Source organism: Paenibacillus intestini (assembly GCF_030803945.1).
In the GTDB taxonomy this organism is placed as follows: domain Bacteria; phylum Bacillota; class Bacilli; order Paenibacillales; family Paenibacillaceae; genus Paenibacillus; species Paenibacillus polysaccharolyticus.
Genome location: NZ_JAURUN010000023.1, coordinates 1 through 13,744, shown reverse-complemented (window position 1 = coordinate 13,744; position 13,744 = coordinate 1). Strand labels below are relative to the sequence as shown.

The 13,744-nt window shown below is 47.2% G+C and carries 14 protein-coding genes; 12 read left to right on the top strand and 2 right to left on the bottom strand.

Annotation, left to right across the window (positions count from 1 at the left end):
- Positions 1–167 precede the first annotated feature (167 nt).
- Positions 168–647, bottom strand: a complete 480-nt coding sequence (locus J2T16_RS28400; RefSeq protein ID WP_154892181.1) for a free L-methionine (R)-S-oxide reductase MsrC — start codon at positions 645–647, stop codon at positions 168–170.
- 186 nt (positions 648–833) lie between these two features.
- Between J2T16_RS28400 and J2T16_RS28395 the strand changes: the two genes are divergently transcribed.
- From J2T16_RS28395 to J2T16_RS28380, 4 genes are all read left to right on the top strand, one after another.
- The gene (locus tag J2T16_RS28395) at positions 834–1,130 is read left to right on the top strand and encodes a hypothetical protein (protein ID WP_145336608.1); all 297 of its coding nucleotides are present in this window, start codon (positions 834–836) and stop codon (positions 1,128–1,130) included.
- A 233-nt stretch (positions 1,131–1,363) separates the two neighbouring features.
- Positions 1,364–1,936 carry a GNAT family N-acetyltransferase gene (locus tag J2T16_RS28390; protein ID WP_499020148.1) on the top strand — a complete coding sequence of 191 codons (573 nt, stop codon included), beginning with the start codon at positions 1,364–1,366 and terminating at the stop codon, positions 1,934–1,936.
- 286 nt (positions 1,937–2,222) lie between these two features.
- Complete coding sequence (locus tag J2T16_RS28385; RefSeq protein ID WP_260511179.1) at positions 2,223–3,731, top strand: MDR family MFS transporter; 1,509 nt, start codon at positions 2,223–2,225, stop codon at positions 3,729–3,731.
- 159 nt (positions 3,732–3,890) lie between these two features.
- Positions 3,891–4,382, top strand: a complete 492-nt coding sequence (locus tag J2T16_RS28380; protein ID WP_336121218.1) for a hypothetical protein — start codon at positions 3,891–3,893, stop codon at positions 4,380–4,382.
- Positions 4,383–4,485: 103 nt separating this feature from the next.
- On the opposite strand, the gene J2T16_RS28375 is transcribed toward J2T16_RS28380, so the two are convergent.
- A complete protein-coding gene (locus J2T16_RS28375) occupies positions 4,486–4,947 on the bottom strand; it encodes a MarR family winged helix-turn-helix transcriptional regulator (RefSeq protein WP_090924920.1) in 462 nt (153 codons plus the stop codon).
- 463 nt (positions 4,948–5,410) lie between these two features.
- On the opposite strand from J2T16_RS28375, the gene J2T16_RS28370 reads away from it, so the two are divergent.
- The 8 genes from J2T16_RS28370 to J2T16_RS28335 all read left to right on the top strand — a co-directional run bounded on the left by J2T16_RS28370 (position 5,411) and on the right by J2T16_RS28335 (position 13,377).
- On the top strand, positions 5,411–6,742 hold the full coding sequence (locus J2T16_RS28370) for an MFS transporter (RefSeq protein WP_499020145.1): 1,332 nt from the start codon (positions 5,411–5,413) through the stop codon (positions 6,740–6,742).
- Positions 6,743–6,942: 200 nt separating this feature from the next.
- Positions 6,943–8,289, top strand: a complete 1,347-nt coding sequence (locus tag J2T16_RS28365; RefSeq protein WP_499020143.1) for a hypothetical protein — start codon at positions 6,943–6,945, stop codon at positions 8,287–8,289.
- A gap of 49 nt (positions 8,290–8,338) precedes the next feature.
- Positions 8,339–9,775, top strand: coding sequence for a hypothetical protein (locus J2T16_RS28360; protein WP_499020141.1), 1,437 nt, complete (start codon positions 8,339–8,341; stop codon positions 9,773–9,775).
- Positions 9,776–9,932: 157 nt separating this feature from the next.
- Entirely contained in the window at positions 9,933–10,178 is a 246-nt protein-coding gene (locus tag J2T16_RS28355; protein WP_260511177.1) for an AbrB/MazE/SpoVT family DNA-binding domain-containing protein, read from the top strand.
- The gene (locus J2T16_RS28350) at positions 10,175–10,582 is read left to right on the top strand and encodes a type II toxin-antitoxin system death-on-curing family toxin (protein ID WP_499020138.1); all 408 of its coding nucleotides are present in this window, start codon (positions 10,175–10,177) and stop codon (positions 10,580–10,582) included. Before J2T16_RS28355 ends, J2T16_RS28350 begins: the two co-directional genes overlap by 4 nt.
- Positions 10,583–10,746: 164 nt before the next feature.
- On the top strand, positions 10,747–11,484 hold the full coding sequence (locus tag J2T16_RS28345) for an ABC transporter ATP-binding protein (RefSeq protein ID WP_253497657.1): 738 nt from the start codon (positions 10,747–10,749) through the stop codon (positions 11,482–11,484).
- Positions 11,485–11,500: 16 nt separating this feature from the next.
- The gene (locus tag J2T16_RS28340) at positions 11,501–12,757 is read left to right on the top strand and encodes an ABC transporter permease (RefSeq protein WP_221791458.1); all 1,257 of its coding nucleotides are present in this window, start codon (positions 11,501–11,503) and stop codon (positions 12,755–12,757) included.
- A 209-nt stretch (positions 12,758–12,966) separates the two neighbouring features.
- A complete protein-coding gene (locus J2T16_RS28335; protein WP_154985868.1) occupies positions 12,967–13,377 on the top strand; it encodes a hypothetical protein in 411 nt (136 codons plus the stop codon).
- Positions 13,378–13,744 lie beyond the last annotated feature (367 nt).

Here is a 13,744-nt window from a genome sequence, read left to right as displayed (position 1 = left end):
GGGCGGGCAAGATGATTGGTAAGAACATTGGTAAGAGCATCCGTAAGAACATAGCAACAAAAAGCGCAGACCTCCGGGAGGGCTGCGCTTTTTGTTCGTACATATGGATATCACCTGGTGAGGACAGAGTCCTCTTGTTCACATGAATAGGAGATGAATCGGACGGTTTACAGTTGCTCGACGAGCAAGCTAACCGCTTTTTCCAGGAAGATACGATCCTCATCGTCAAAACGGTTTTTGATCGGGCTGTCGATATCGAGTACGCCATATAATTGTCCGTCTTTGATGATCGGAACAACGATCTCACTGTTGGATGCAGCATCACAGGCGATGTGGCCTGGAAAAGCATGCACATCATCAACAACGAGTGTGCGTCTCTCCGCAGCAGATGTGCCGCATACTCCGCGTCCAAGTGGAATACGGATGCAAGCAGGCAATCCCTGGAACGGTCCGAGGACCAGTTCTTTTCCATCATACAGATAGAATCCGACCCAGTTGGTGTCGGTTAAAAATACATTGAGCAGCGCAGCAGCGTTAGCCAGATTGGCAATCGCACTAGGTTCATCGCGGATCAGAGCACTTAACTGTCCCAGGACGGCGGTGTGCTGCTCGCTTCGTGTTCCTTCATAGGAAACAGCTTGAAACATGGTGAATCACCCTCCCGAGCAAAAATGGTACTTATTTTCAAGATAGTGCAGTAGGTGCGGTTAGTCAAGCGGAATGATTTTGGAAAGAGATGACATTGCCTGGATTGTCGCCTGTTTCTCCGCTTCTTTCGCGGGGTAATTACTTAGCAACCAAGAAGGGCTACAACCCGGGAAGGAGCTTAGCTTATGCATGCAGAAGTACAGAATCTATTTGTACGAATTCATCTTCTATATTTTGCCCAAAATCAGGATTTAAACGTAAGCGACGCGTTGCCTTTGTTAGAAGAGCGAGGATATCGCGTGGGTGAACGTGAGATCAAGCAGGAGCTTGAACACCTGACGCAAGAGAACTTCCTGACTGCCCACGGAGATCAGTGGAGCCTGACCGGGACAGGCATTGAGGAGTATAAGGAAATTGTTGCTGTGCTTGGACGGGTGAGCGAAGAATTGTTGCCTGACAGCAAGAAGGCCTCTCCGGCGTAAAACTGTTGCAGATCAGATTTTGCGAGCAACTGAGTAAATAAAGATTGATTCTCGGCATAGAACGGGACAACCTGTGCTGGTGGATTCATAGCTACATCAAGACCGGGAGCGGATGCGCCCGGTTTTTTGATATGATCAGAAGAGTGAACAGTTGCCAATTGGTGCAGGTTATGGTTAGATGGCTAATGAATCTTATGGTCTGCAAGAGAAGGATCGGATCGGAGTGTCAAGTGATGTATAAATGTAAAGGAAGAATCCCGGAACTGGAGACACCGCGGTTACGCTTACGCAAAATGCGCCGTAAGGATGCTGCGCAGATGTTCGTACACTGGTCCGACCGGGAGGTCACACGGTACATGAATCTCGCGCCCATGATTGGGACAAGCGAGGCGGCCGATATGATCGGGCTGCTGAATCATATGGCAGGGGAAGAGGATGCCATTCGGTGGGGCATTGAATTAAAGGCTACCGGCAAACTTATCGGTAGTTGCGGATTCAACGCCTGGCAACTGGAAGGGGCCTTCCGCGGTGAGATCGGATATGAGCTGGGCCGTGAGTACTGGCGTTACGGATATATGTCCGAGGCATTCACAGCGCTGCTACCCTTTGGTTATGAGACCATGGGATTGAACCGGATTGAAGCACTTGTGGACCCGCGTAACGCAGCCTCAGGAACTTTCCTGACAAGCCAAGGGTTTACAAGAGAGGGCCTGCTTCGCCAGGTACAGCATACGTCTACGGGATACAAGGATATGGTGATGTACTCGCTATTATATGATGAGTTTCTTCGCAATAAGAGAAGGTAGTGGCAAGGAAGGTAGGAAAAGATACTTAATTTATTTTGAGATTACACATTAACGAAGAAACAGAACAAAGCTGGAGAAGTGGAACATTCACCCAAAAGCTTTCGGCACGAAAGCTACATCGGAAGCATAGGCTTATCACCAGATTTCTCTTTATAGAAAAGAGATGAAAAAATCTGGGGATAACTGTGATCGAAAGCTTGTTCTGTTTTGGAGCAGAAAGTAAAATCAACTGTTAATTATGTATAAGATTAAAGAGAGAAGGGTTTGTGTGAATACAACAGGAGGTTTGAAGCGCAGTTTCATTCTTGCGGGTTTGCTGCTGGCAACGTTTCTGTCCGCGATCGAAGGCACGGTAATCGGTCCGGCGGGTCCAACGATTGTCAGCGAATTGGGGAGCGTGCAGCTTCTCAGCTGGATTTTTACGGCATACCTGCTCACGATGGCAGTCAGTACTCCGATTTTTGGCAAAATCAGTGACATATATGGGCGTAAACCCGTTTTTCTCATCGGCTGTGCCTTATTTTTGCTCGGCTCACTCTTATGCTGTCTTTCGCAGAATATGGAGCAACTGATCATCTACCGTGCCATTCAGGGGATTGGCGCAGGCGCTGTAGTACCGGTTACCTTTACGATTATCGGGGATATCTACCGCATTGAGGAACGGGGCAAAATTCAGGGCTGGATCAGCTCGGTATGGGGCATTTCGTCTCTCGTTGGGCCGCTGCTCGGAGGTTATTTTGTGGACAACCTCGGCTGGCAATGGATTTTCGGATTTAATGTGCCCTTTGGCTTGCTCGCAATGTGGTTTGTATTCCGTTACCTCAAAGAGGACATTTCACCACGTACCGCTAAAATTGACTATGTTGGTGCGCTCACCTTCACCGTTGGTATTACCGCTATGCTTTTTGTATTGTCGGCAGGTGGGCAGTATTACGCGTGGAGTTCTCCATTGATTGTGGGACTGAGCGTGGTCGCTGTTTTGTTTCTTATCTTGTTTTTTGTGGTGGAAAAAAGAGCCCAGGCCCCGATGGTTCCACTTCATCTGTTCCGTATTCGGGACATCCGGGTGGCGAATATCGCCGGCCTGCTGACCAGCACATTGATGATCGGCTTAACCAGCTATCTGCCACTCTGGGTGCAGGGAGTACGTGGAGGCAATGCAACCGAGTCCGGTTTGCTGCTCGCGCCTATGTCCGTTGGCTGGCTGATCGGTAGCGTATGGGCAGGCCGATTGTTGCTCAAGATTGGATCACGGCTGACCAGCTTAATCGGACTTACCGGGATCGCGATTGGTTCGGGCGGGCTGTTCTTAGTTGGTGGAACCTCGCCACAAGCCGTGTTGTTTATTCTGACCTTCATTTATGGTCTTGGTTTTGGTTTTGCCTTTACGATCTTTACGATTATCGCGCAGTCGTCTGTGGGGTACAAAGAGCGTGGTTCTTCAACGGCACTACATACGTTCATGCGTACACTCGGCCAAACGATTGGGGCAGCGGCATTTGGAACGTGGCTGAATTTCCGTATCTCGACACTGTCGAGTGAACAAAATTTAGCGGCATCAGGTATATCGGAGAAGGATCTGAATGAGCTGCTTGCACCGCATACGGATGTTGCGTTATCAGACGAGAAGTGGGCGTTGCTACGCAGTGTACTGGAGGGTAGTTTACACTCCTTGTTTGTCATCATGTTTGTTATTGCGGTCGTTTCATGGGTCACTACGCTGGCCTTGCGCAAAAGGCTAATTGTTCCTGAGGATGCAGATGCCCCGCCGCAAGTGGAAGCTATGCAGAAGTAACTGAAATGCTGGGAGAAGTAATGGAAATACACCGCAAAACAAGGGGATTCAAGGATCGATGCATATTTTCGCTATGTACTAAAAGCAGCTGAACATCAGCTGCTTTTTATATTTCCGTGGGTTTGGTATGATGAACTGGAAAAAGGAGGATGATGTGACTTGAGCAACCCGAAGTGGCTAGCCCTGCATTCCGTTTCCTTTCCTGTCCGTATCTTCTCAGCATTGCTGACTTGTATTTCAATCTCTGTCATTATGGTTTTTATTAACTATGTACCGGTTGCCGAGCGAATGGAGAATACTTACTATTATCCGCTATGGTATTCATTAGTTATAGCTGTACTGATTACTCTAGCAATCGCCATTTTTCTTATTCTTCCGCTGTCACTTTTGACGGATGCGGTGACTCTGTCCTTAGCGCGACGATTCAAGGGAGTTGCGATGCAGGTTGTTTCCATCATGATTGGTTATGTGCTGTTAGCAGGATCAAGCGGTGTTCTGTTCTCTGTCTTTGTGTTTCGGGAAGATACGTTTCTTTACATGGGGGCAATCCGCCAGATGTTCATCTTCACCCCGATCTTTCTGGGCTGGCAATATATTTTGAGGGCTGGGTCTCATTGGCTAAAAAATAATACACAAGCAAAAACCGGATGAGCCTTGGTCAGGCCCCTCCGGTTTTTGCATCTCTACCACTCTTTTAAGTTATCTAACGTAAGCCTGGTTCGTTGTCTAGCTTGGATATGGTGTACATAAGGTTCTAGCTACTCGCTGACAGACTTTCTGCACCATGCGCCAGCCTGCCCAGAAGCTCGGACAGCAGTTCTTTGTCCTCTTCGCTTAGACCGCTGACTGCACGATCAATCTTGACCGCATATCCTGGATAGATGTCATCCATCGTGCGCTGGCCTTCTTCTGTCAGTTCGACAAAAATGATTCGTCTGTCTTGCGGACAATGTTTGCGGCGTAGAAGCCCTTTTTGCTCCAGCTTGTCAATGACATAGGTAACGTTCCCACTCTGCAACAGCAGTTGAGCCCCTACCTGCTGGATTGGTTGTGCTCCTTTCATATATAACACTTCGAGCACTCCGTAGGCAGTCGGGTTAAAACCATGTACTTTACTTCCAGATACAGCGTGTTCATTCACACTTTTGAACGTATGAGCCAGGGTGCGGTACAGATGAAGTGAACGTTCTGTCCCGATCTCTTGTAATTCCAGCATGCTGATCCCGCCTTTCAGTGTATTTATATAAGTTGACGTGATATATGAAGGTTCTCTTTGCTGTATAAGTTTGAACTAAGGTTAATTTACCCGTACATCAAGTTAAACCTATACAAAGCGTTTAGTAAAAGATCAGATCAACTTATATGAGTTGGATCATTATATCAATTGACGAATCAGAGGATCGTCATATATTCATTGTAGACCTCAATTTGGCCGAAAAACATGCGATATGTCACAAGATTTGCATTTTTAGCATTTAAAATTTGATCATTTGTCACGATTTTGGATACATATTTCGATTGGAGCAACCAAATGGATTAGAGTGCAGAATACCAGGGGAATGAAAAATCATCCTGTGGATGTTCTATCATCTCCGACTCGGGCAGGAGGTTCTACCCGAGTCTCTTTTATATAATCATTTTCATATTAAACATTCGGAAAATGATGGAGGAGAAGTGAGATGACGAATTACACTTTAACGGGTCAAGGGACACTGAAACAGAATCGTGCATTCATGACATTAATGGTATCTCAGGCGATATCCAACTTGGGGGATTGGCTACACCTGTTGGCTATTTTCACACTGGTAGGGCTTCGCTGGAATGCAACGCCTTGGGAGATCACGTTTGTAATGTTATCTGCGGCACTGCCGATGCTACTCACAGGGCCGTTTGCCGGTGCTCTGGCAGATCGCCTGAACCGAAAGTGGATGATGATTACAGCGGATGCTGCCCGAATTATTATCGTGGGTGCATTTATTTTTGCGGATCAGATCTGGCATGTTTATATGTTGCTTATTCTTAAATCTCTATTTGATATCATGTTCTCACCCGCCAAGAACGGTAAGTTAAAAGAAATTGTGCCGCATCACCAGCTTGCTCAAGCGGTTTCCATTAGCTCGGTGATTGAACAGATGTCCAAAATTATCGGACCGGCGCTGGGCGGATTACTTGTAGCCGGGTTTGGGATTACGTGGTGTTTTGTGCTGGATGCATCGTCATTTCTGATTTCTGGCCTCATTTTATTGTGGATTCCTGGACATCGGGTGATCCAACGGACGAATTCTGACGTAACAGAAGTAGAGGAAGAGACAGCAGGATCGATTCAAGTCAAACAATCCTTTTGGAAAGAAACACTTGAGGGCATCCGTATGCTAGCTTCTCTGCCTCATGTCGGAACGTCACTTTTTTTACTGGCATCCGCGATTTTGTTTCTGCAATTTGCTGATTCACAGACTGTAGTTTTATTCAGGCAACTACCTGGCATTTCCGGTGATCTGCTTGGATGGTGCGTTGCCGCAAGTGGTGTTGGAACGTTAATCGCAGCGATGAGTGTCCGGAAATGGAAAACAGCGAGCCACGGGTTAAAAATGGGGCTAGGAACCGCTGTAACAGGTCTTGTCATTGGAACGGCTGGATTAGTCGTGGTTGTATGGCCTTCAGCAGGAATAGGCGCACAGCTGCTTCTTATTTCGCTGTTTGCCTTGGCGGGTGTGGGTATCGGGTTTGCAGTCGTGCCTTTTCAGATTCTGCTGCAAGAACAGACCCCTGAGCCGATGACAGGCAGGGTATTTGGTACCGTAGGCAGTGTGATGACAACGAGCAACATTCTCGGCCCTGTGGCTGGCGGGTTATTAGTGACTTCGTTTGGTGTTGTGCCTGCGTTTGTAAGTTCAGGCATTCTGTTGAAACTGCTGGGTTTACTGTATTTGTTGAAGCCAAGAGCGAAGTGTGGAGAAGATCTGGAGGCAGTTCTTCCGGCGAAGTCTGTGGCAACCAGAGAGGTGTCGTAAGGTCGTTTTTGAGAGGTAATCATTGCGCATGAAGGCGGAAATTGATTTAAATTTAAAATATTTTTACTGAGAAATCGTTTGAGGAAACGCCTTCATGTTTAATGAGGAACAGGCAGAAATCCCTGTATTCTAATTAATCCTAGGGGAAAACTCATATGCCTTGTCCCGCCAACGCTAGCGCGGAAAGGGGGTGAAGCAACTTGAACTTAAAAGGGAAATTACCCAGATCGATCACTCGTCTGGCAAGCATTCCGTTAGCCATTTTGGCCGGAACGTTGGTTATGGGCATCGGTTCATCGCATGCATATGCAGATGATGCTCAGAATCAGGCGGGTTCAAGCAAACCGTCCAGCGGATTGTCACTGAACCTTTTTTCACACGATGCAGATGGCAGTCTTGATCTGACTCCATCGATATCTCTATCCACACCACTACTGGATGTAGAAGTTCCTTCGATCCAAACGAATGCATCTACCGGCAAGCTAAGTGTATCTGAATTGAAGGTCGATACACCGCTTGGATCGGCAGGAACATCGCAGATTGGCATCGATGCGAAGCAAGGGACGGTGGATCTTCCTTCTGTACAAGCAGACACGCCTGTCATTCGAGCAGATGTGTCCAGCAGTCAGGTGAATCTACAAGAGGGAACAGCTTCCTTGCCTGGAATTAAAGCCGAGGTTCCCGAGGTCATCAAAGCAGAGACGTCTGCTGTACAAACAGACCTGCGGCAAGGCAAGGTTGAACTTCCTTCCGTGAAAGTTGATGTTCCTGAAGTTACATCGGTGGATGTCAGGGCATCAGGTGTAAATCTGAGTGAAGGCAAAGTACAGCTTCCAAAGGTGAAAGCAAAAGTGCCTGCTACTGGTGTAACCGCGGAAATTGAACCTAGTAAAGGCAAGGTTGAACTTCCGGCGGTGAAACCGGAGCAACCCGAGAATACTTCAGGGCAGCCTAATAAGGTAGTCGATTCACCTTCGTCTCAGGGCAAAGTGAGTGGACAGAACACGGCACAAGATGAAATACATGTTACAGGTCAGGTGATGGATCGTGAGATCAATCCGGACTCGGTAACCGAACCTGCTGTTTCTCAGGCTGTGCCTGTGAAGCAGGATGGTCTGAACCAACGTGCTGAGGAGACAAATTCAAACGTATCTTTACTGGATAATGAATGGTTGCAGATGAACCCGTCCTTTGGTAAATCAGCAACTGAGAACCAAGGTCAGGGGAATCTGAATGCGGATCAGGCATTACCTGAGAAGCAGGGTGAAGCCTCTGCACCATGGCAACCACGGGCAGAACGACCGGCTAACTGGTCTGTTATGGCAATAGCTCCTTCTGCAGCGAGTACCTCTACAGGTACAAGCTCCGGTTCGTCCGGTGTGACGGGGGGCGGAGCATCCGTTCCTGCTGTAGCACTGCCTTTGGCGATAACAAGTCTGGTGATGCCAGGTTACGACTTTGCTTTTGACATGGAACGCTTGGATGGTTTCAGCCAGTGGTCACAAGCACCACCAGGTCAGCCGCCGAAATATACCTCTTTCTCATAAACAACAATGGCGTTAATTCAACCAAAAATGAGAAGGAGTGTATATTATCATGAAAAAAGTGAATCGTTGGGTAAAATTGTCGGTATTGTCGGGTACGCTGGTAGCTGGATTGCTGGGAGCTTCACAGTCAACCTATGCAGATAGCTATAACAGCAACAGCAGCGGTAATTTGGATCTGAATGCAGGTCTGCGTCTGGAACTGGGATCATTGTTGTCAGGACAACGTGACGCTGGTTACGGGAATACTGGCAGCTATGGGGGTTCCTCTAACGCAAGCGGTGCATTGAATCTGGATCTGGGACTAAACGCCGGTGTATCCGCCGAGAACGTGAACCGTTACAATAACGAATCTACGGACGTTACGAGCGAGCAAAGTAGCTCTGGCAAACTGGGCCTCGGTCTGAATGCCAATGTGTCTGGAGAAGCAGCAACGATGAACGAGTATTCACGAGACGGTCAAGCACGCAACAGCAACACAAGCAGCAGCTATGCCAGCGAGAGCCGTGGCATGCTGGATCTCGGTCTGAACGCGAAAGCGGAAGGAGAGAGTGCAACAATGGCTCAATCCGAACGCAACAGTAACGTGAATGACCGTGAGCGTACTGCAAGCAGTAGCTATGCCAGCGAGAGCCGCGGCATGCTGGATCTGGGTCTGAACGCGAAAGCGGAAGGAGAGAGTGCAACAATGGCTCAATCCGAACGCAATAGTAACGTGAATGACCGTGAGCGTACTGCAAGCAGTAGCTATGCCAGCGAAAGTCGCGGCATGCTGGATCTGGGTCTGAACGCGAAAGCGGAAGGAGAGAGTGCAACAATGGCTCAATCCGAACGCAACAGTAACGTGAATGACCGTGAGCGTACTGCAAGCAGTAGCTATGCCAGCGAGAGCCGTGGCATGCTGGATCTGGGTCTGAACGCGAAAGCGGAAGGAGAGAGTGCAACAATGGCTCAATCCGAACGCAACAGTAACGTGAACGACCGTGAGCGTACTGCAAGTAGTAGCTATGCCAGCGAGAGCCGCGGCATGCTCGATCTGGGTCTGAACGCGAAAGCGGAAGGAGAGAGTGCAACAATGGCTCAATCCGAACGCAATAGTAACGTGAATGACCGTGAGCGTACTGCAAGCAGCAGCTATGCCAGCGAAAGCCGTGGCATGCTGGATCTGGGTCTGAACGCGAAAGCGAAAGGGGAGAGTGCAACAATGGCTCAATCCGAACGCAATAGTAACGTGAACGACCGTGAGCGTACTGCAAGCAGCAGCTATGCCAGCGAAAGTCGCGGCATGCTGGATCTGGGTCTGAACGCGAAAGCGGAAGGAGAGAGTGCAACAATGGCTCAATCCGAACGCAACAGTAACGTGAACGACCGTGAGCGTACCGCAAGCAGCAGCTATGCCAGCGAAAGCCGTGGCATGCTGGATCTGGGTCTGAACGCGAAAGCGGATGCAGAAAGCGAAACGATGACCATGGTGGAGAGCAATCGATAATATGAGTTTTTCACTGTAATATGAAGAAGCAGTGGCTCCGGAGCCCCTGCTTCTTTTTTTATATTTAACCAAATACAATGGGTGAATCATAGTATAATTGTTATAACAGTTGAATAGTATAATTATAGGAGGAATCTAAGTGAGTAGGGTGAGAGAGATGGAACGAAAAGTAACGAAATTTGGTAACAGCCTTGGAATAACGATGACAGAAGCATTCAAGCAAATCGGACTTGAACAAGGAGATATGGTTCAGGTAGAGGTCGACCAAACGAGCGGAGAAATTATTATTAAAAAGTCGGTCAAGGTAAATCTGCCTAACGGAATAAGTAATGATTTTATGGATACGTTAGCTTCTGTTATGGATGAGTATGATCGAACTCTGAAAGGTCTTAAAGACAGATGAGTCTCATTCGTTATTTAAATATTCAAGAAGTAATTGCGATTAATGTTGCGATGATAAAACGGTATAGCCCGGGAGAGCAGATTGGTGTAAAAGATTCTAATCTGCTTGAATCTGCTGTTCTTAGACCGCAATCATCTGCTTTTGGTGACGAAGCGTCTCCGACAGTCTATGAGAAGGCGGCTGCAATTTTTCAGTCGTTAGGTCAAAACCATCCTCTTCATAATGCGAATAAACGAACAGCCTTTACTGCATTAGTCATGTTTTTACGTTACAATCATATTTACTTTAAAATGGAACAGGCCTTAGCTGAGAATTTTACGGTTGATATGGTCAACCACAAATATTCATTTGAAGATCTTACTTCGATGATTCAAACTCACTGTTGGTCTGAGGAGAAAACATAATAGGGATCAAAGAATGTATGAGCAATAAATCATGGAGTTTTAATGGTTTATTGTTTTTGTTTGCCCACTTTTTGCTCAATTTGATCAAACATGATAAACAAAACTCATTTACAATATAAATAGTTCATCACGTATAAAAAGGACAAGAACAGGAGTGTTAAGCCATGCAGCATGCATCGATGGAAGAAACAGCTTTACCCGACTCCATTCTGAACGTACATATTCGCGAAGCTGGTTACGCGCCAGGACAGTCTACGATCCGGAATATTCGGATGCACGTGGCACCGGGAGAGTTGGTCGGGATTATCGGGCCTAATGGCGCGGGTAAAAGTACAACCATTAAAACATTGCTTGGCCTGCTGGAGCATGCCGATTATGATGTAACCATTGGTGGGGAAGGGCGTTATGCCTACATTCCCGAACAGCCTGTTTTTTACGAGTATATGACCTTGTGGGAACATCTTGATCTAGCTGCTGCAGCGTATGAAATAGAAGAAGAAGTGTTTGTTGCGAGAGCAGAGGAATTGTTAGTCCGTTTTGGTATGGATCATGTCCGTAATGATCTCCCAGCGAGTTTCTCGAAGGGCATGCGTCAGAAAATGATGCTCATGATCGGATTTCTCTCCTCACCGGATATCTATATTGTGGACGAGCCATTTATCGGTTTAGATCCGCGTGCAACGAAGGACTTTCTGAAATTACTTGATGATGAGCGCCGCCGCGGGGCGGGCGTGTTAATGTCTACACATGTGCTGGATACGGCGGAACGGATCTGTGACCGTTTCATTCTGATTGCTGCCGGCAGGTCGGCTGCGGAAGGAACGTTGGATGAGATTCGGGCTACGGCGGAAATGCCGGAAGCGTCGTTGTTTGATTGTTTTGACACGTTAACATCCGATTGAAGAGAGGAGAGGCCTGATGGTGGAGCCCAAACGTTATACCCCGCATCTTCTATATCAGAGAAGAAAGAGAGAGCATCTTCGGGAACAATGGCGCAATCTCAAGCTTGTGGTGGACTGGACAGTCTGGCTGTATCTGCTAGTTCCAGGAATGTTATATTTTATCGGCTACTACGTCAGTCTGTGGACAAAAGCATTGCCAGCATGGGCAAGCGGGGGCATATCATTCCCTTTACTAACAGGGATTATCGAACTGATCATCCTGACGGGTGGAGTTCTTCTTTTTATCGAAGAAGCCGATGTATTGTTCCTGAAATCGAGAAGGGTCTGGATGCGAACTCTGATCATGCGAGGACTTGTACGGTTGACGGTGTTACAACTTGGAAAAATGATACTTATTACTGCAGTGGTTGCACCGCTATTCGTTCGTGTGTATGAAATGTCTCTTTTACAGATTGTGCTGACATGTTTCTGGTTGGGAACCGTAGCGTCACTTCAAGTCATTGCTATACATACTATCAAAGTTCGATATACGGGATGGCGGCGCTGGCTCTCATTGGCCTCACTTGTGATCGCCATGGGATGGATGACTGTCCGCACATCAGCTTGGATGTTAGGGGACATGTATACGTGGAAAATCATGCTCAGTATTGCCGCCGTTCTGTTGCTGCTCATTACGATGATCCAGATGAGATTACGTATGAAAGGTACATTTGAAGGCGATGTGCGTGAGGATTTGCGAAGCAGACTCAGGTTAACAGCACTGATGTTAAGTCAGGCCGTGAGCAAGCCCAAGTCTCCACAGACACGAACAATTGTTTTTCGTAAACCTCGCAAACTATTTCGTAAACGCTCCATTCCGAATCGGACAGCAGAGATCGCGTTTAAAGCATTTTTTCGGAATTCCGAGACGTTGAAATTGATTCTGCAACTGGGTGGGTTGTCTATCGTAGCAGTAGCTTTGCCGCCGTTTCCGGTCAATGTCATCTTATGTGGGTTACTGGTTATTATGCTAACCGTGATGTTGTACCGTGCTTGGGATGGATTGGCTACGTCGGAGTATGTCCAGCTTGTCACGTATGATTCTGCTGCGTTGCATGAGGCAAGCTCCATCATGGTGCGTATGTTGTTGCTTCCACTTGTTGCGCTGATGGGGTATGTCATGGGAGTGTTCTGGCTGGACTGGATTTCCGGTTTTCTGACGGCTGCATGCACAGTGGCATTGGGTTATGGTTCAGTGTCCGTTGCAGGCTTGATCAGACAGACTCGTTCATAATTTGTTTTTGCATCACGATGAGTGAAAGGAATTTGCTATCCGAGGCGCATATCACTTGGTTTAACTGCCCATGCTATAGAAGAAAAGGGATGTGAAGCACATGAATATTAGGGCGTCCTGTTTATGTATCTCTGGATTCATGGATGTCTTGATTTTAATAGGTTTCACAGACTGAGGATAGAATTATCTATAGTGAGGAGGAATAGAGCATGATGGATAACGGTGAGCTTCAAGTACATTTTTCCGATCCTTCGGCACTGCTTGAGGCAAAAGCAACCTTGGAGGAATTAGGCTATAAGCCATATCAATCTGCACCACTTGAATTATATATTCCGACGGATCGGCAGGACCCGCAATCCGCAGTAGAGATTGTGCAATCACATGGAGGGAGTGCGGTGTTTGCTTCTTCTGTTGATCAACTGGATCAGTTCCAAAACGTATCCATTCCGGCACATCTGGTGAATGAGGACTGGAACGAAGGCTATGCACGAGGCGCAAGCCAAACGGTGAATTACGGTCAAAACGTTGATCAAGGAGTAGACCAGGGCGAACATAATTATAGTGATGATCCTGTTTATGATGACTCGGCGGATGGATTTTCCGGCAGTGTTAAAGCTTGAGGATAGAACACGAAACAGGGGAGATCGGGAAACAACATACTAGTCCGCAACGATGTTGCATTAGAGGGAAATGTGTATCTGGAACACCAATTAGAGCTGTAAAGAAGAGTTAAAACAAAGCAAAGGGCACCCCGGTCATGGATAATGACATATAGGGTGCCTTTTTTTGCAAACGTATGATGCATTTTATGTAAGTGTCCCAACGGCCAGTTTGTACCTGATCATTTTCTAACGATCACAGGAAACGCTATTTGCACGATTTAGAGGTGTTTGCTTTAAAGCCCCCTAATCCAATTGGACACTCGAAGCTACCTCAGATACACTAAATGAAATGAGGAGAGTGTTCATGAAAAGACGATTTAGATGC

What these genes read in the sequence shown, in the direction of transcription:
- J2T16_RS28335 (WP_154985868.1), top strand. Translation starts at nt 12,967, where the DNA reads ATGATGGATAACGGTGAGCTTCAAGTACATTTTTCCGATCCTTCGGCA.
- J2T16_RS28400 (WP_154892181.1), bottom strand. Translation starts at nt 647, where the DNA reads ATGTTTCAAGCTGTTTCCTATGAAGGAACACGAAGCGAGCAGCACACC.
- J2T16_RS28390 (WP_499020148.1), top strand. Translation starts at nt 1,364, where the DNA reads ATGTATAAATGTAAAGGAAGAATCCCGGAACTGGAGACACCGCGGTTA.
- J2T16_RS28370 (WP_499020145.1), top strand. Translation starts at nt 5,411, where the DNA reads ATGACGAATTACACTTTAACGGGTCAAGGGACACTGAAACAGAATCGT.
- J2T16_RS28355 (WP_260511177.1), top strand. Translation starts at nt 9,933, where the DNA reads ATGGAACGAAAAGTAACGAAATTTGGTAACAGCCTTGGAATAACGATG.
- J2T16_RS28360 (WP_499020141.1), top strand. Translation starts at nt 8,339, where the DNA reads ATGAAAAAAGTGAATCGTTGGGTAAAATTGTCGGTATTGTCGGGTACG.
- J2T16_RS28350 (WP_499020138.1), top strand. Translation starts at nt 10,175, where the DNA reads ATGAGTCTCATTCGTTATTTAAATATTCAAGAAGTAATTGCGATTAAT.
- J2T16_RS28340 (WP_221791458.1), top strand. Translation starts at nt 11,501, where the DNA reads ATGGTGGAGCCCAAACGTTATACCCCGCATCTTCTATATCAGAGAAGA.
- J2T16_RS28395 (WP_145336608.1), top strand. Translation starts at nt 834, where the DNA reads ATGCATGCAGAAGTACAGAATCTATTTGTACGAATTCATCTTCTATAT.
- J2T16_RS28375 (WP_090924920.1), bottom strand. Translation starts at nt 4,947, where the DNA reads ATGCTGGAATTACAAGAGATCGGGACAGAACGTTCACTTCATCTGTAC.
- J2T16_RS28345 (WP_253497657.1), top strand. Translation starts at nt 10,747, where the DNA reads ATGCAGCATGCATCGATGGAAGAAACAGCTTTACCCGACTCCATTCTG.